The sequence below is a fragment of the Corallococcus sp. AB018 genome (genome assembly GCF_003986945.1).
GTDB lineage: Bacteria > Myxococcota > Myxococcia > Myxococcales > Myxococcaceae > Corallococcus > Corallococcus exiguus.
In genome coordinates, this window is record NZ_RAWR01000240.1 from 1 (window position 1) to 15781 (window position 15781).

The 15781-nt window shown below is 70.0% G+C and carries 18 protein-coding genes; 11 read left to right on the forward strand and 7 right to left on the reverse strand.

The genetic code is table 11. The features are described from left to right. The 3 genes from D7Y11_RS35930 to rsmA form a co-directional block, all read left to right on the forward strand. Positions 1-406: tetratricopeptide repeat protein (locus D7Y11_RS35930; RefSeq protein ID WP_126935935.1), on the forward strand; the 406-nt coding region annotated here is incomplete at its 5' end. Positions 407-458: 52 nt separating this feature from the next. Further along, positions 459-1457, forward strand: coding sequence for a tRNA (adenosine(37)-N6)-threonylcarbamoyltransferase complex transferase subunit TsaD (tsaD, locus tag D7Y11_RS35935; RefSeq protein ID WP_120580007.1), 999 nt, complete (start codon positions 459-461; stop codon positions 1455-1457). 10 nt (positions 1458-1467) lie between these two features. Then, the gene (gene rsmA / locus D7Y11_RS35940; RefSeq protein ID WP_126935936.1) at positions 1468-2346 is read left to right on the forward strand and encodes a 16S rRNA (adenine(1518)-N(6)/adenine(1519)-N(6))-dimethyltransferase RsmA; all 879 of its coding nucleotides are present in this window, start codon (positions 1468-1470) and stop codon (positions 2344-2346) included. A 7-nt stretch (positions 2347-2353) separates the two neighbouring features. On the opposite strand, the gene D7Y11_RS35945 is transcribed toward rsmA, so the two are convergent. Beyond that, positions 2354-2644: a hypothetical protein gene (locus tag D7Y11_RS35945; protein ID WP_120580009.1), complete on the reverse strand. Its 291-nt coding sequence runs from the start codon at positions 2642-2644 to the stop codon at positions 2354-2356. 183 nt (positions 2645-2827) lie between these two features. Between D7Y11_RS35945 and D7Y11_RS35950 the strand changes: the two genes are divergently transcribed. The 5 genes from D7Y11_RS35950 to D7Y11_RS35970 all read left to right on the forward strand — a co-directional run bounded on the left by D7Y11_RS35950 (position 2828) and on the right by D7Y11_RS35970 (position 6486). Then, complete coding sequence (locus tag D7Y11_RS35950; protein WP_120580010.1) at positions 2828-3469, forward strand: deoxynucleoside kinase; 642 nt, start codon at positions 2828-2830, stop codon at positions 3467-3469. A 169-nt stretch (positions 3470-3638) separates the two neighbouring features. Further along, the gene (gene panB / locus D7Y11_RS35955; RefSeq protein WP_120580011.1) at positions 3639-4547 is read left to right on the forward strand and encodes a 3-methyl-2-oxobutanoate hydroxymethyltransferase; all 909 of its coding nucleotides are present in this window, start codon (positions 3639-3641) and stop codon (positions 4545-4547) included. Between the two features lie 2 nt (positions 4548-4549). Beyond that, positions 4550-5404: a pantoate--beta-alanine ligase gene (gene panC / locus D7Y11_RS35960; protein WP_126935937.1), complete on the forward strand. Its 855-nt coding sequence runs from the start codon at positions 4550-4552 to the stop codon at positions 5402-5404. A 17-nt stretch (positions 5405-5421) separates the two neighbouring features. Beyond that, positions 5422-5907 (forward strand): SsrA-binding protein SmpB, encoded by a 486-nt coding sequence (smpB, locus tag D7Y11_RS35965; protein WP_014398822.1) that lies wholly within the window; start codon positions 5422-5424, stop codon positions 5905-5907. Between the two features lie 36 nt (positions 5908-5943). Then, on the forward strand, positions 5944-6486 hold the full coding sequence (locus D7Y11_RS35970; protein WP_120580013.1) for a ClpXP protease specificity-enhancing factor SspB: 543 nt from the start codon (positions 5944-5946) through the stop codon (positions 6484-6486). 21 nt (positions 6487-6507) lie between these two features. Here the strand turns inward: D7Y11_RS35970 and D7Y11_RS35975 are convergent, their stop codons facing one another. The 6 genes from D7Y11_RS35975 to D7Y11_RS36000 form a co-directional block, all read right to left on the reverse strand. Then, a complete protein-coding gene (locus D7Y11_RS35975) occupies positions 6508-8571 on the reverse strand; it encodes a protein kinase (protein ID WP_126935938.1) in 2064 nt (687 codons plus the stop codon). Positions 8572-8602: 31 nt separating this feature from the next. Continuing rightward, positions 8603-8989 carry a DUF971 domain-containing protein gene (locus D7Y11_RS35980; RefSeq protein WP_120580015.1) on the reverse strand — a complete coding sequence of 129 codons (387 nt, stop codon included), beginning with the start codon at positions 8987-8989 and terminating at the stop codon, positions 8603-8605. 57 nt (positions 8990-9046) lie between these two features. Next, complete coding sequence (locus D7Y11_RS35985) at positions 9047-10759, reverse strand: HD domain-containing phosphohydrolase (RefSeq protein WP_120580016.1); 1713 nt, start codon at positions 10757-10759, stop codon at positions 9047-9049. Between the two features lie 29 nt (positions 10760-10788). Continuing rightward, positions 10789-11640 carry a peptidoglycan-binding protein LysM gene (locus D7Y11_RS35990; RefSeq protein ID WP_120580017.1) on the reverse strand — a complete coding sequence of 284 codons (852 nt, stop codon included), beginning with the start codon at positions 11638-11640 and terminating at the stop codon, positions 10789-10791. After that, positions 11637-12047 carry a FecR family protein gene (locus D7Y11_RS35995; protein WP_169821806.1) on the reverse strand — a complete coding sequence of 137 codons (411 nt, stop codon included), beginning with the start codon at positions 12045-12047 and terminating at the stop codon, positions 11637-11639. The genes D7Y11_RS35990 and D7Y11_RS35995 overlap by 4 nt, the downstream gene beginning before the upstream one ends. A gap of 129 nt (positions 12048-12176) precedes the next feature. Continuing rightward, complete coding sequence (locus D7Y11_RS36000) at positions 12177-12980, reverse strand: carbon-nitrogen hydrolase family protein (protein WP_126935939.1); 804 nt, start codon at positions 12978-12980, stop codon at positions 12177-12179. A gap of 211 nt (positions 12981-13191) precedes the next feature. Between D7Y11_RS36000 and rimP the strand changes: the two genes are divergently transcribed. The 3 genes from rimP to D7Y11_RS36015 all read left to right on the forward strand — a co-directional run bounded on the left by rimP (position 13192) and on the right by D7Y11_RS36015 (position 15762). Then, on the forward strand, positions 13192-13677 hold the full coding sequence (rimP, locus tag D7Y11_RS36005; protein WP_120580020.1) for a ribosome maturation factor RimP: 486 nt from the start codon (positions 13192-13194) through the stop codon (positions 13675-13677). A 70-nt stretch (positions 13678-13747) separates the two neighbouring features. After that, positions 13748-15448 (forward strand): transcription termination factor NusA, encoded by a 1701-nt coding sequence (gene nusA / locus D7Y11_RS36010; protein WP_120580021.1) that lies wholly within the window; start codon positions 13748-13750, stop codon positions 15446-15448. A 17-nt stretch (positions 15449-15465) separates the two neighbouring features. Next, complete coding sequence (locus D7Y11_RS36015; protein WP_121755456.1) at positions 15466-15762, forward strand: YlxR family RNase P modulator; 297 nt, start codon at positions 15466-15468, stop codon at positions 15760-15762. The last annotated feature ends 19 nt before the right edge of the window (positions 15763-15781 follow it).

Here is a 15781-nt window from a genome sequence, read left to right on the forward strand (position 1 = left end):
CCCGGAGACCACCCCGCCCGTGGTGCAGGCGAAGGCCACCTACGCGGACTTCATCAAGGACGGCCGTGCGGCGATGGGCCGCAAGAGCTTCAAGGCGGCCGTGACCGCCTACCGCAAGGCGCTCGCGCTCGACAGCGACTCCATCGAGGCGAAGACGGGCCTGGGCATCTCGCTGGCCAACAACAGCAGCACCAGCGAGGCCGGCTACCGGGAAGCGGCCAAGCTGCTCCAGGACGTCGTCAATGCGGAGCCCAAGAACGCGAAGGCCTGGTTCTGGCTGGGCAGCTCGCGGCAGTTCTCCGGTGATCAAACCCGAGCGGCCGAGGCCTATAAGAAGTATCTGTTCCTCGAACCGACGGGAAGCTCGGCGGACGAGGTGCGTGCCCTGCTCAATGGGATGAAATGAGCAGGGGAGGCGGCCTGTCCGCCTCCTGCCCGCCCTTGTTGTCGGAGTCGTCGTGCTCGTCCTGGGACTTGAAACCTCGTGCGATGAAACCGCCGCCGCCGTCGTGGAGGACGGGCGGCGCGTCCTGTCGGACGTCGTCTCCACGCAGGTGGACATCCACCGCCGCTGGGGCGGCGTCGTGCCGGAGCTGGCCAGCCGCAACCACATCGTCCAGGTGATGCCCGTCGTCCACGAGGCCCTCACGCGCGCGGACAAGACGCTGGACGACATCGACCTCATCGCCGTCACGTCCGGCCCCGGTCTCATCGGCGCGCTGCTCGTGGGGCTCCAGGTGGCCAAGGGGCTGAGCCTCGCCACCGGCAAGCCCTTCGTGGGCGCCAACCACCTGGAAGGGCACCTGCTCGCCATCCGCCTGCTGGAGGACGCGCCCGCGCCGCCCTTCCTGGGGCTCGTCGTCTCCGGCGGCCACACCAGCCTCTACGAAGTGCGCGACTACGGGAACTACCGCCTCGTGGGCCGCACGCGCGACGACGCCGCGGGCGAGGCCTACGACAAGACGGCGCGCATCCTCGGCCTGCCGTACCCGGGCGGGCAGCCCATCGATGAGCTGGCCCAGAAGGGCAACCCGGAGGCCATCCGCTTCCCGCGCGCGCTGCCCGGCGACAACCTGGACGTGTCCTTCTCCGGCCTGAAGACGTCGGTGCTCCACCACGTCCAGAAGCACGGCGTGCCGGAGGGCCAGGCCCTCCACGACCTGTGCGCGTCGTTCCAGGAGGCGGTGGCGGACGTGCTGTCGAAGAAGCTCGTCGCCGCGGCCAAGAAGCTGGGCCACAACCAACTGGTGCTGTGCGGCGGGGTGGCGGCGAACTCGCGGCTCAGGGCGCTGTGCAAGCAGCGCGCGGAGGAGCGGGGCCTGCGCATGTTCCTTCCGCCGGTGCGGCTGTGCACGGACAATGGCGCGATGATCGCCGTCGCGGGGTATGAAGCGTGGCGCCGCGGCTTGCGCGGTGATTTCCGCCTCGCGGCCGACCCCGCCTGGCGCATGGAGTAGGGGCCTGACAGTGGATTCTCCGCGCGACATCCTCAAGCGCCACGGCCTGCGGGCCAAGCACAGCTGGGGACAGAACTTCCTCGGAGACCCGGACGCGCTCCAGTCCATCTCGGACGCGCTCGAGCTGCGCGAGGGTGAACCCGTGGTGGAGCTGGGCCCGGGCCTGGGCCACCTCACGCGCTTCCTCGCCGCCACCGGCGCGCGCGTCACCGCCGTGGAGCGCGACCGCGACATGGTGGCCGTGCTGGAGAAGGAAGCCATCCCCGGCGTGCGCGTGGTGCCCGGCAACGCCGCCACGGTGGACTTCGCCCAGGTGGCCGGCGCGGACGACATCGCGCTCGTGGGCAACCTGCCGTACCACCTCACCAGCCCCATCCTCTTCCAGGTGCTCGCGCAGCGCGCCCGCATCTCGCGTGCCGTCTTCACGCTCCAGAAGGAGGTCGTGGTGCGGCTGGCCGCGGAGCCTGGCAACCGCGACTACGGCTTGCTCACGGTGCTGCTCGGCCTGCACTTCGACGTGGAGCAGGTGCTCACGCTGGAGGCGTGGCGCTTCCATCCGCCTCCGAAGGTGGACTCCGCCGTGCTGCGCCTCACGCGGCTCAAGAAGCCCCGCGCCCCGCTGGTGGACGAGGCCCGCTTCACGCGGCTGGTGAAGGCCAGCTTCGCGCAGCGCCGCAAGACGCTGATCAACTCGCTCAAGTCCGACAAGGGCCTGGCGTCGCCAGAGGTGATGCTCGCGGCGCTCAAGACGGCGGGCATCGACCCGGGTCGCCGCGCGGAGACGCTCTCCCCGGAGGAGTTCGCTTCCATCGAGCGCGCCCTGGGGCCTGTCACCGCCATGGCACCGCCGCCCCCGGACGCGCCGGAAGCGGAAACTTCAGAAGAGTAGGGGACGTTCAGCGCTTCTGGCCCAGCGCGGCCAGAAGCCCACCCTGCTGGGAGAGGAACGCGCGGAACTCGTCCTCATCGATGCGCAGGCGCGCGAGCACGCCGCTGAGGACCTCGTCCACGGAGCCCTCCGGCCGGCGCTTCAGCTCGAAGGCCGTCTTCAGCAGGGCCACGCCATAGAGTGGATCCACGTCCACCGGAGGTGCGGGAGGGGCCGTGGCCGTACGGGCGGCGGGCACCACTTCCGTGGGCTCCACCAGGTCCACCACCGCCGTCTTCACCCGCTGCCTGCCGCGCATCTGTGGCCCGTCGCTCCCGCTGCTTGCGTGTTCGCGGGCACCGTAGGGGATGACCCCCAAGGGCGCAAGGGTCGGGTGATCCGGCGAAAATTGCCGGATGCACGGGGGCATGGTTGTGTTATCCGCCCCCCGCGCGCGCATGTGTCTCATGCGTGGCTTTCCGGGGGCGGAGGCCTCGGGCCGATGGACCACCGCTACATCGTCGTCGAAGGCCCCATCGGCGTGGGCAAGACGAGCCTCACCAACCTCCTCACGGAGCGACTGGGCAGCCGCCGCATTCTAGAGGTGGTGGAGGAGAATCCCTTCCTCTCCAGCTTCTACGCGGACCGGCAGAAGTTCGCGTTCCAGACGCAGGTGTTCTTCCTGCTCTCGCGCTTCCGCCAGCAGCAGGAGCTCTTCCAACAGGACCTGTTCCGCTCCGTCACCGTGAGCGACTACCTGTTCGCGAAGGACCGCATCTTCGCCAACCTCACGCTGGCCTCGGACGAGCTGGCGCTCTACGACCGCGTCTTCGAGGCGCTGGGGCCCCGCGTCCCGCAGCCCGACCTGGTCATCTACCTCCAGGCCCAGCTGGACGTGCTGCTGCATCGCATCAAGAAGCGCGGCCGTGAATTCGAGCGCAAGTTCGACGCGGGCTACCTGGAGTCGCTCACGCACGCGTACAACGACTTCTTCGCGCACTATCAGGACACGCCGCTCCTGGTCGTGAACACGTCGGACATCGACTTCGTGCACAACGAAGCCGACCGCGAGGACCTGCTGCTGGCCATCCAGAACGCGAAATCCGGCGTGCAGCACTACACCCCCAAGTCCCGCCGGGGCTGACGGCCGCCGCCCGCCTGGCTGCCTGGCGTGGGTTAAACCCCCACGAGGCCCCGAGGGCGTTAGAGTGCATCCCCGTGGAACCCCCGGCCTCCGGCGATCCCCCCTGGGACGGCGAGGGGCCTGAAGTTCCACGCGGCTGTCCCACCCGTCTTGCCACAGGAGGTGAACCGTGAAGGACAAGGTCACCATCCACACGCTGAAGCGCCTGAAGCAGTCCGGTCAGAAGATCTGCATGGTCACCGCCTACGACGCGACGTTCGCGCGCATCCTCGATGAGGGCGGCGCGGACGTGCTCCTGGTCGGTGACTCGCTGGGCATGGTCATCCAGGGCCAGGAGTCCACGCTGCCCGTCACCATGGACCAGATGGTCTACCACGCGGCGGCGGTGGCTCGCGGCGCGAAGCGGGCGCACGTGGTGGGCGACCTGCCCTTCATGAGCTACCAGGTGTCGCCGCAAGAGGCGGTGCGCAACGCCGGGCGGCTCGTCTCCGAAGGCAACGTGGGCAGCGTGAAGCTGGAGGGCGGCGCCGAGTTCGCCGAAACCGTGCGCGCCATCGTCCGCGCCAGCATCCCCGTCATGGGCCACCTGGGGCTGACGCCGCAGTCCGTGCACAAGATGGGCGGCTACGTGGTGCAGGGCCGCGACGAGGACGCCGCGCGCCGCATGCTGGATGACGCGCTCGCGCTGGAGGCCGCCGGCGCCTATGCGCTGGTGCTGGAGGGCGTGCCGCTGGAGCTGGCGCGCACCATCACCCAGAGCCTGAAGATTCCGACCATCGGCATTGGAGCGGGCAAGCACTGTGATGGCCAGGTGCTGGTCTGCTACGACCTGCTGGGCATGAACCCGGACTTCAAGCCGAAGTTCGTGAAGCGCTTCGCCAACCTGCACGGGAACATCAAGGAGGCCGCGAACACGTACTTCTCCGAAGTGCGCGCGGGCACCTTCCCGGATGAAGAGCACAGCTTCAAGGCCACCAAGGGCATCCGGCTGGTGACGCCCACGCCGGCGGCCCCCGAAGCGGAAGGTGCTGGCGAGCCCGCGGAGAAGGTCGGCGGCATCTACGGGGCTCCCGTCTAGCCATGGCACCCCACGTCCTGCGCACCGTTCCGGAAGTGAAGGCCTGGGTCGCGTCCCTCCAGAAGGAGGGCAAGACGCTGGCGCTCGTGCCCACCATGGGCTTCCTCCATGAGGGACATGTCTCGCTCATGAGAGAGGGCGGCCGGCGCGCGGACGTGGTGGCTGCGTCCATCTTCGTGAACCCCACGCAGTTCGGTCCCAGCGAAGACCTGGCGCGCTACCCGCGCGACTTCGACGGGGACCTGGCCAGGTGCGCGAACGCGGGCGTCACGGCCGTGTTCGCGCCCGAGCCCGCGGCGATGTACCCCCCGGGCTACCAGACCTACGTGGACGTCACGGAGGTCAGCCAGGGGCTGTGCGGCGAGCGGCGTCCCGGCCACTTCCAGGGCGTCGCCACCATCGTCACGCAGCTGTTGGCGCTGTTCCGGCCGGCCGTGGCGCTGTTCGGAGAGAAGGACTACCAGCAGCTCCAGGTCATCAAGACGCTCAACCGCGACCTGCACCTGGGCGCGGACATCGTGGGCATGCCCACGGTGCGGGAAGCGGACGGGCTGGCCATGAGCAGCCGCAACGCCTATCTGTCCGCGGATGGACGCCAGCGGGCGCTCGCCCTGTCGAAGGGCATCCGGGCGGCCCAGGCCCTGCTCGCCTCCGGCACCCGGGACACACGGGCGTTGGTGGAGGCCGCCCGCCGTGAATTGCAGGCGGCGGACCTCCGCGAGGACTACGTGGAGGTTCGGGACGCCGGGACGCTTTCACCCCTGGACTCGGTGGCGCCCGGACAGACGGCGCGCATGCTGGTGGCGGCCTTCTCGGGCACCACGCGGCTCATCGACAACATGCCGCTGGCCGGTTAGGAGACCCGGGACACGTTATGGCCGCTGGAAAGTCGAAGGGTGTGGGTGCGGAGCCGGGGGTGAAGCTCATCGCCGAGAATCGGCGTGCGCGCTTCGACTACACGGTGGATGAGAAGATAGAGGCCGGGCTGGAGCTCACGGGGAGCGAGGTGAAGTCGTTGCGTGAAGGAACGGCCAACCTGTCGGACGCCTACGCGCTCCAGAAGGGCACGGAGCTGTTCCTGCTCAACGCCCACATCGGCTCCTACAAGGCGGCCAGCGTCTTCGACCACCTTCCCACCCGGGGCCGGAAGCTGCTGATGCACCGGGCGGAGATAGACCGGTGGACGGCGAAGGTTCGCGAGCGCGGTTACTCCATCATCCCGCTCGTGCTGTACTTCAGGAAGGGACGGGCCAAGGTGGAACTGGGCCTGTGCCGCGGCAAGACGCACGAAGACCGCCGTCACGACATCAAGGAACGGGAGACGAAGCGGGAGATGGACCGGGAAGTGCGCCGTCGTTGAGGGCGCTCCCGCAATTCCCCTGCCGGACACGCTGGAATGGACAAGAAGGTTTCCGACAAGAAGGAGCGGCTGTTGGCCGCGCTCGACCAGGGCATGGTGATGATCCACCTGGACGCGCGTCGTCCGGGCGTGCTCGTCCCCGCCAGCCTCAGGGGCGAAGCGCACCTGCGCCTCAACCTCTCCTACCGTTTCGAGCCCCCCGACCTCACGGTGGGCGAGTGGGGCGTGCGCTGCACGCTGAGCTTCTCCGGTTCGCGCTTCACGGTGGCGGTGCCCTGGTCGGCGCTGTTCGCCATCGCCAGCCACGTGACGAAGGAGTTCTGGATGTACCCGGAGGAGATGCCGCCGGAGCTGCTCCAGCAGCCGCCGGTGGCGTCCGCCTCCGTCGCGCGTCCGCCGCAGCCCGCGCCGGTGCCCGTGGCCGCGGAGCGGCCCCGTGCCTTTCTGCGCGAGGTGCAGGCCGAGCACACCGAAGAGCCGGAGTCGCGTCCGGAGGTGGCGCCTCCGCCGCCGCCCGAGGGAGGCCCCCCGGACGAGCCGCAGCCGCCGCGCCGTGGCCACCTGCGGCTGGTGAAGTAGGACGACGGGCCTGGCGGAGCGTCAGCGCTTGAGCTCCGCCGCCACGTCCGACTTCTTGCCGCCCATGAACGCCCCCGTCCAGACGCGGTAGCCCTTGAGCTTGAGCTGCACGGGGACGGAGCGCGCGGGGTAGACGTTGTCCATCACCAGCGGCGTCACGCCCACCTCCACGCCGTCCACCAGGACGGTGGCGCCGGAGGGCTCGCTGCGGATGGACAGGACCGCTGACGGGAGTCCGAGCGCGCGCAGCACCTGGAGCTCGTAGCGGGGCCACACGAACAGCGCGCCCGCAGCGAGCACTGCCGCGATGCCGAGCAGCGCCACGGCCGGTCCCCAGCGCCCGCGGGAGCGGGAAGGCGCCATGGGCTCGAACTCCGACGGCGAACTCTCCGCCCGGGGCGCGCGCTCCTCCAGCTCCAGGTCACCCTGAGCCGCCTGACGGATGCTGGGCCGGTTCATCCGCTCCGCGTCGTCCACGTCCGAGATGGACTGCGTGGCCAGCGCGGGAGCATCCGCCGGGGCGGGGGAGGGCGCCTGCGTCCGGGCTCGCGAGGCAGGGGTCGCCGCACTCGTCTGCGGTCGAGAATCAGGCGCTCCACTGGGCCCACTCGCCGGAGCCCGAGCGGGTGCGGACGACGACGCCGCGTTCGCCTGAGGCCGAGAAGCAGCGGCCCCAGTGGGCCCATTCGCCTGCGCCCAAGCGGGTGCGGACGTCGCCATCGCGGGCGCGTTCGCCTGAGGCCGCGAAGGGCCTGGCCGCGCGGAGCCATGCGGGGCCGCAGGGTCGCGTCCCGGCACGGACGCGTCGGGAGCCATCGCAGGAGCCTCGCCCGCATCGCTCCAACGCCCGGAAGGCCCGCGCGTGCAGGACTCACAGGGAGAGTCAGGGGACTCCAGCGCCGAACCGCACAGGGCACAGGTGTGGACCACGGCGCCGGACGCGGACAGCGAGACGCCTCCGGCCGGTGGGCTCCACGGCTCCTCTTCCTCCGCCGCCACGGGGACAGAGGCCGGAGGCGCCTTCCACGCTGGCGAAGCGCCATAAGCCATCGTGGCCTGTCGTGCGCCAGACGCGGACGGGATGCGCCCCGTGTCCACGCCCTCGAGCGGCACGGCGGACATCACGAACGACGCCGACGTCGAAGCCGGGGCCTCCGCGAGCGCGGCCTGGGCCACCTCTCCCACGGACAGGGGCAGCCGGACGCCGCGCAGGAAGGTCGCCAGCGCGTGCGACGACGCGGGCTCCCCCGTCTGCGCGAGCCACCGCGCCAACGCCTCCGACACGTCCTCCGGCTCCGGAAAGCGGGCCGCCGGGTCGCGCGACAGCATGCGCAGCACCAGCGTGGCCAGCGACGCCGGCACGTCCGGCAGCGACGAGGGCGCGCGGTTGAGGATGGAGTACGCCACCGCCATCGGCTCCGCCGCCACCGACCCGAACGGGTGCTGCCCCGCGAGCAGCTCCGCCAGGAGGGTGCCCAGCGAGAACTGGTCGCTCAGCGCCGTGGCCGGCTCGCCCCGGAGCACTTCCGGCGCCGCATACGGCACCTTGCCCTTGAAGGCCCCGGGCTCCGTGCGCGACAGGCCCGCCAGCCGCGCGATACCGAAGTCCGTGACCTTCACCTCGCCTTCGCGCGACACCAGCAGGTTGGACGGGGACACGTCCCGGTGCGCCGTCACCACCGGGTGGCCGTCGTGCTGGCGGCGGTACGCGTGCTGCAATCCCGCCTGCGCCTGGCTCGCGATGAACACCGCCAGGTGCGGAGGAATGCGCAGTCCCTGGCGCGTCACCGCGCGGATCAGCGCGCCCAGGTCCCAGCCGTCCACCAGCTCCATCACCAGGAAGAGCCCTTCCGCGCTCTCCCCCACGTCGTGCACGGTGACGATGTTCTGGTGCTGCAGCAGCATGGCCAGCCGCGCCTCGGAGACGAACATCCGGGAGATGTCCGGCTCGCGCGCCAGGTGCGGCAGCACGCGCTTGATGGCCACGGTCCGCTCGAAGCCCTCCGCGCCCTTCGCCACGCCCAGGAACAGCTCCGCCATGCCTCCCGTGGCCAGGGGTTGCAGCAGCCGGTAGCGCGACGTCACGGGGACCTCCGGAAGGACGCGGTGGGGCGCTTCACCCCTGTGACTGGGTGATTTCGCGCAGGTGATTCCACGGGTAGATGCCCGTGGTGTGCTGGTCGCTGAAGACGAACGCGAGCGCGTAGTTGCCCACCGGCTGCATCTGCAGCACGCGCAGGTTCGCGGGCACCTGCGAGGGGTCCAGCGTGCGCTTCGCCGTCCACTCGTCCACGCACGCGGCGCACGGGCACTGCTGGCGCAGCACCTGCGCGGTGGCGGTCGTCGTCACGCCGTCATCCCACGTCAGCGTCAGCGACTCGCCGTCCGCGGACAGCTTCGCATCCGTCGCGCTGACGGGCTTGGGCGCGGGCTTGATGCGATCCCAGAAATTGCTCACCGGTACACCTTCCAAGGCTTTGGAGCAGCAGCCCCTCCCTACCATCCTTCCGGCGGAGTGGGGGGCCTGCCGCGAAAGCGAAGGACCCGGGGAACCAAGGCTTCAGGAAGCCAGCTTGACGGGCTGCCGGTGGCCTTCCAGCCGCACGCCCCGCTGGGCCAGCACCGCGCGCAGCGCCAGCACCACCTTGGGGTCCAGCTGCGCGCCGCTCAGGTTGTCCAGGATCTCCATCGCCTTCTCCAGCGGCATGGCCTTCTGGTAGGGGCGCGTGGAGGTGCACGCATCGAAGGTGTCCGCGCACGCCACGATGCGCGCGAGCATCGGGATGGCCTCGCCCTTGAGCTTGTCCGGGTAGCCCGTGCCGTCCCAGCGCTCATGGTGGTGGCGCACGCACGCGCGCACCGAACCCAGGAACGTCACCGGCCCGATGATGGCGTCGCCAATGGCGGGGTGCTCGCGCATCAGGGACATCTCCTGGTCGGTGAGCCGGGACTGCTTGCAGAGGATGTTCTCCGGGATGCCAATCTTCCCGATGTCGTGGAGGATGCCGCCGTACTGCAGTTGCCGCAGCTCGCGCTCGGTGAGCTTCAGCTCCTTGCCAATCTCCACCGCCACGTCGCCCACCCGCTGGCTGTGGCCACGCGTGTACGCGTCCTTGGAGTCGATGGAGTTGGCCAGCGCGACGATGGTCTCCAGGTAGCCCTTCTCCAGGCTCTCGTAGAGGCCGCGCGTCTCCATGTCGTACGCCATGAGTTGCTTGCTCATGTAGTTGAACGTCTGGGCCAGCTCCCCCAGCTCGTTCTTCTGCTTCAGGTGCACCTCCACGCCGAACTTGCCGCGCGCCAGCTCCAGCGACGTCGCGATGAAGGTCTTCAGCGGCTGCGTGAGGTTGCGGGAGAAGATGGCCGCCAGCACCAGCGCCACCAGGAAGGCTCCGCCCAGGCCCAGGAGGATGCGCCGCTCCATCGACTCAACCTGGCGGTAGGCGTTCTCCACGGGCTGCTCGGACACGATGGCCCAGCCCGCCTCCGGCAGCACCGAGTACGCGGACACCACCGCGTCGCGCCCCTCGCCGAAGTTGCCCACGTGGAACAGCTCCGTGTCGGGCGTGCCCTCGCGCTGCTTGAGCAGGTGCGCCAGGGGCAGCCGCTTCGACACGTCGTCACCCACCGCGCCCAGGTCACCGCCGCCGGTAATCAGGCGGCCATGCCGGTCCGCCAGGTACGCGAACCCCGTGCTGCCCACGCGCTCCTGCGCCAGCATCTGCCGCAGGCCCGCGAGCGTGATGTCCGCGGCCATGTAGCCCTGCACCGGGTCACCCACGGGGACGGCCAGCGTCACCACCGGCCCGCCGCCGCCGTGGGACGCCACCACGTCCGAGTAGCGCACCCCGGTGAGCCCCTCGTCCAACAGGGCCCGCGCGCGCTCCTCGTGCTCCGCCACCCCGCTGGGCGCCATGTCGTGCACCGCGAAGGCCTGCAGGCCGGGCAGCCGCTGCCGGTCCGCGCCGAACACGGTGAGCGCCAGCAACTCCGGGCGCTGGTTGAGCACCGCCGCGATGTGCAGCCGCTGCGTGTCTTGCGGCAGCGTGAAGAATCCGCCCGGCACGCTGGACAGTCCCACCACGCGCTCCGTGGGGTCCTCCAGGAAGCTCTCCGCCTTGAGCCGCAGCTGCTTCACGCGCTCCTGCGCCAGCTCCTGCGCATCGCGGATGAGCAGCTCGCGCGTATGGGACACCGACAACCAGCCCACCATCAGCGTGGGGATGATGCTGACCACCAGCATCAGGAGGAGGATGGCTTTGAAAAGTCGCACGGCGGTGGCTCCTCGCTCGGGTCAGGCGGCTACTTCTGCCACCCGTCCTTCACCTTGACGTTGAGTTCGAGCGATTCCGCGGCCAGCTCGAAGCGCCGTGTCTGGGAGGGCAGGGACCGCCCCTGCTCCGGACTCACCGCCGTCACCGTCCAGCGATAACGGCCCGCGGGCAGCGCCGGCAACGTCCATTGCCGCGCGGCCTGCACCGTGCGCACCGGCGCCGGTGCCGCTCCGCCCTCCACGCCTTCCGCGACGACCTCCACCTCGTAGCGCGTGGCGCCCGTGACGGAGGCCCACGCCAGCGTCACCGGCCCCAGGAGTCCGTTGGGCGAGGCCTTCAGCGCGAAGCGGGCCTTGTCCGCGGGCTGCGCCAGCTGCGGCGCGCCGGGCGGCTCCGGCAGCACGGTGCCCTGCTGCACGCGCACGGACTCGCCCTTCGCCAGCACGCGGGTGGCGTGCTGCGCCTCCACGGTGACGGGAGGCCCCTGCCGGTGGGTGACGGTGGTGGTGCCGCCGTCGTGGTCCACCTCCACCGTGAAGTTGGACGGCTGCTGCGGGTTGAGCAGCGCCCACGCCTCGTCCGCCTTGTGCAGCGCGTCCGCGTACCGGGCGGCCTGGAAGTGCGCCTCCGCGTCCTTCAGGCGGGACTCGGCTTCACGGCGGCGCGCATCGTTCGGCGCGGCCTTCACCGCCGCGCGCGACATCTCCAGCGCCTTGAGCGCCGTCTGCGGCTCCGTACCGGGTGCCTTGCGAGGGGCCGCCGAGGCGCCGCCTCCGGGAAGGGTCGTGCCGTCCGGAGGCTCGCGCCCCACGGCGGTCGGTGCGGTTGACGGCACCACGGACAGCCCCATCCACGCGCTGAGCCAGAGGGCGGCCTTCATTGGAATTCAATCTTCCTGCCCGCACGAACCGTGGCGGATGGGGTGGTGACGGACAGCGACTGGGTGGCCGGCTTCTCCAGGGTGGCGTCCACCCGTCCCCGCAGGACGGTGACGTCCGTTCGCAACTTGCTCTCCGCGATGCCCACCAGGGAATCGCCCCCCAGGTGCAGCGTGCTGCCATTGGCGAACACCACCTGGGCGCTGGCCCCGGCCTCGGTGCGGACCTTGTCGTTTTCGTAGAGGGGCAGCTCGTCGCGCGCGGGGCTCCATTCGTCCGCCACCGCGCGTTTGATCTGCACGTCCCCCGTCAGCCCCCGCAGGTGCGCGCGGGGAACAGGCGGAGGCAGGGGCGCCTCGGTGGGCCCACGAGGCTTCTCATCGGCGGTACAGCCGGGAGGAAGGGCCATGAGTGCGACCGCGAAAAACAGGGGAGGCCAGCGTCGTACGTTCACCAGAGGGGTCTTCCTGAAAACCACTCTACCCGGAAACGCCGCGCCGGAAGGGCCTCCCGCCCCCGCCCGTTCACTCTCGCCCGCTCAGTCCAACCGCCTGTGCGCCAGGCACGGCAAATTCCGCCGGATGCGTGCCTGGAGCTCTGGGTCCACCGGCGCCAGCGCCAGGCCCTCGCCCTCGGAGGCCCGCGCCGTCACCAGGCCCCACGGGTCCACCACCATCGCGTGGCCGTACGTCAGCCGCTGCGCGGAGTGCCGCCCGCCCTGCGCTGGCGCCAGCACGTACGCCTGGTTTTCAATGGCCCGGGCGCGCAGCAGCACCTCCCAGTGGTCCTTGCCGGTCATCATCGTGAAGGCCGCCGGCACCGCGAGCAGCGTCGCCCCGTCCTTCGACAGCCGCCGGTACAGCTCCGGGAAGCGCAGGTCGTAGCAGACGCTCATGCCCAGCCGGCCCACCACCGTGTCCACCGCCACCACCTCCGTCCCCGGCGCCACCGCCGCGGACTCCTGATAGGTGGCACCGTCGCCCACATCCACGTCGAACAGGTGCATCTTGCGGTAGACGGCCAGCCGGGCGCCGTCCGGGCCGAACAGGACGCTGGTGTTGTAGAGCCGGCCGCCGGGCGCTCCCTCCTCCAGGATGGAGCCGGCCAGCAGCGTCGTCTTCGTCCCCCGGGCCAGCTCCGCCATCCGGCTCAGGGTGGGGCCGTCCAGGCCTTCCGCGGCGGAGGGGCGCTCGGGCTCCGGGCCCATCCAGGAGAAGTTCTCCGGCAGGCCCACCAGGTGGGCACCCAGGGAGGCAGCCTGGCGCACGAGGCGCGTGGCCACATCCAGGTTGTGGGCCTTGTCCGCGGTGGACACCATCTGTGCGGCGGCGATGAGGTGCATGGGGGCGTTATAACGCCACCGGCGTCACTCGGAACCCCTGGGAATCCTTCAATCCCGGGGGGCGTTTGAGCCGGCGCCTCGGGGTGTGTCCTTCCTTTACACCCCGAGGGGGCGTGTGTTACGGGACGCCCCGACATTTTTCGACGCATCACATTCGAAAAGTGGGCCGCCGTGCCCGCTTTTCGCGTTTTGGGAGACCTGTTTCCTGGCCATGGAGCCGAAGAACATCAAACAGACGGTGGAGGAGAAGGCAGCGGCGCTGCTGGACCCCATCGTGGCGAACGAAGGCCTGGAGCTCCTGGACGTGGAGTACGTCCGCGAGCGCGAGGGCTGGGTTTTGCGGCTGTTCATCGACAAGCCCGGTGGCCGGGTGGGACTGGAAGAGTGCTCCCAGGTGTCGCGCGCGGTGGATCCGGTGCTCGACGTGGAGGACTTCATCCCCCAGGAATACAACCTGGAGGTCTCCAGCCCCGGGGTGAACCGGCCCTTGAAGAAGCCGGCGCACTTCGAACGGGTGAAGGGGCAGAAGGTCAAGGTGAAGACCTTCGGCCCGCTGGGTGACCCGCCGCGGAAGAACTTCAGCGGCACGCTCATCGGAGTGGCGGCCGACGCCATCTCCGTGGACGTGGAAGGGGGCGGTGCCTTCATCATCCCCTTCAAGGACATCGCCAAGGCCCATCTGGAGTTCGAGTTCTAGACGTCGACATACAGGGGACCCTGTTCGCGCCAGGGCCGCCCGTGGACCCATTTTCGGAGAAGACACAGCCATGCCCACGCCCGCCAACCCGGCAGTCAACCTCAACCTCGTCCTGGATCAGGTCGCCAAGGACAAGGGCATCGAACGGGCCGTGCTCATTGCCACCCTCGAGGACGCGATGAACACCGCGGCCAAGAAGCACTTTGGCCAGGACCGCAACCTGGAGGCCAAGTACGACCCGGAGAAGGGCGTCGTGGAGCTCTTCCAGGCCATCACCGTGGTCTCGGAGATCAACGACCCCGTCCAGGCGGTCAACCAGATCACCATGGAAGAGGCCCACAAGAAGGGCATGGAAGTGGAGCCCGGTGACGAGCTCGTCTTCCAGATCTTCTACCGGGACGAGGACGCCGCGGAAGCCAAGGCCCAGGACGACCAGTACGGTGACATCCTCCGCCTGAAGACCTTCCGCCGCGGCTTCGGCCGCATCGCGGCGCAGACGGCCAAGCAGGTCATCCTGCAGCGCACCCGCGACGCCGAGCGCGAGAACGTCTTCAACGAGTACAAGGACCGCAAGAACGAGATCGTCACGGGCATCGCCCGCCGGTTCGAGCGCGGCAACATCGTGGTGGACCTGGGCCGCGCGGAGTCCGTGCTGCCTGTCCGCGAGCAGGTCCCGCGTGAGACCTACCGCCCGGGCGACCGCGTCCAGGCCTACGTGCTGGACGTGCTCCGTGAGTCCAAGGGCCCGCAGATCGTCCTGTCGCGCGCGTCCGTGAACCTGCTGACCAAGCTCTTCGAGATGGAGGTGCCGGAAATCGCCGAAGGCATCGTCGTCATCGAGGCGGCGGCCCGCGAGCCGGGTGGCCGCGCGAAGATCGCCGTGTCCAGCCGCGACTCGGACGTGGACCCCGTGGGCGCGTGCGTGGGCATGAAGGGCAGCCGCGTGCAGGCGGTGGTGCAGGAGCTGCGCGGAGAGAAGATCGACATCGTCCCCTACGACGAGGACCCGGCGCGCTTCGTGTGCTCGGCCCTGGCCCCGGCGGAAGTGAGCCGCGTCATCATCGACGAGGCCAACCACGCCATGGAGCTCATCGTCCCGGACGACCAGCTGTCCCTGGCCATCGGCCGGCGCGGGCAGAACGTGCGCCTGGCCGCCCAGCTGACCGGCTGGAAGCTGGACATCAACAGCGAGAGCCGCGTGCGGGAGATGCGCGAGTTCGCCAGCCGCTCGCTCGGTGCCCTGCCGGGCGTCAACGAGATGCTGGTGGAGACGCTCTACGCGCACGGCTTCCGTCAGGCGCGCGACGTCGCGGACGCCAATGCGGAGATGCTGGCGCAGATTCCGGGCATCGACCCCACCCGCATCGCCTCCATGCAGGAGGAGGCCAAGAGGCGCATGGTGGAGGACCAGCAGGAACTGTCGCGCATGGACTACGAGCGCGAGCAGGCCCGCCTGGCCGAGGCCCGCCGCCACCCGGACGAGCTGTCGCAGCCGGAGCGCATGGCGCGCGTGCGCGGCGTTGGTGAGAAGACCATCGAGCAGCTCATCCTCGCCGGCTACCGCACGGTGGAGGACATCGCGAACGAGAAGGACCTCACCCGCCTGGGCGACGTGCCGGGCGTGGGCATCAAGAAGGCCCGCCAGCTGAAGAGCGCGGCGGAGAACTATCTGGTGGAGGAAGCCAAGCTGCGCGCGGAGCTGAACGCGGAGCGGGGTGCGCTGGCATCGGCAGGCGGGTCAGAGGGCGTGGAAGCGGCCAAGGCACCGTAACGACAGGGGGTAGGTGGATGCGCCGCGCAACCAAACGGCCCGGGATACATCCCACGGAAATCACGGCGTCAGGTCCGGTCAGGACCTGCGTCGGGTGTGGTTCTCGCAAGTCACAGGCGGAACTCACCCGGTTCGTGGTAGGTCCCCAGGGCGGCGTGGTGGCGGACAGGCGGCGGAAGCTGCCGGGGCGGGGGGCGTACCTGTGCGGTGCCGGTTGTTTGACGGCAGCGCTCAAGCGTAAGGCGCTGGGCAGGGCCTTCCGGGGCAAGGCGGGGCAGGTCGACCCGTCAGCACTCGGGCAGGCTTGGGAGTAAGGGCGGGAGGGTGGAGAGG

Excerpts from the sequence above, each read along its gene's own strand:
- D7Y11_RS36000 (WP_126935939.1), bottom strand. The coding sequence starts at position 12,980 with ATGCACCTCATCGCCGCCGCACAGATGGTGTCCACCGCGGACAAGGCC.
- D7Y11_RS35950 (WP_120580010.1), top strand. The coding sequence starts at position 2,828 with ATGGACCACCGCTACATCGTCGTCGAAGGCCCCATCGGCGTGGGCAAG.
- D7Y11_RS35995 (WP_169821806.1), bottom strand. The coding sequence starts at position 12,047 with ATGGCCCTTCCTCCCGGCTGTACCGCCGATGAGAAGCCTCGTGGGCCC.
- rimP (WP_120580020.1), top strand. The coding sequence starts at position 13,192 with ATGGAGCCGAAGAACATCAAACAGACGGTGGAGGAGAAGGCAGCGGCG.
- nusA (WP_120580021.1), top strand. The coding sequence starts at position 13,748 with ATGCCCACGCCCGCCAACCCGGCAGTCAACCTCAACCTCGTCCTGGAT.
- D7Y11_RS35945 (WP_120580009.1), bottom strand. The coding sequence starts at position 2,644 with ATGCGCGGCAGGCAGCGGGTGAAGACGGCGGTGGTGGACCTGGTGGAG.
- panC (WP_126935937.1), top strand. The coding sequence starts at position 4,550 with ATGGCACCCCACGTCCTGCGCACCGTTCCGGAAGTGAAGGCCTGGGTC.
- D7Y11_RS36015 (WP_121755456.1), top strand. The coding sequence starts at position 15,466 with ATGCGCCGCGCAACCAAACGGCCCGGGATACATCCCACGGAAATCACG.
- D7Y11_RS35990 (WP_120580017.1), bottom strand. The coding sequence starts at position 11,640 with ATGAAGGCCGCCCTCTGGCTCAGCGCGTGGATGGGGCTGTCCGTGGTG.
- smpB (WP_014398822.1), top strand. The coding sequence starts at position 5,422 with ATGGCCGCTGGAAAGTCGAAGGGTGTGGGTGCGGAGCCGGGGGTGAAG.
- D7Y11_RS35970 (WP_120580013.1), top strand. The coding sequence starts at position 5,944 with ATGGACAAGAAGGTTTCCGACAAGAAGGAGCGGCTGTTGGCCGCGCTC.
- D7Y11_RS35980 (WP_120580015.1), bottom strand. The coding sequence starts at position 8,989 with ATGGTAGGGAGGGGCTGCTGCTCCAAAGCCTTGGAAGGTGTACCGGTG.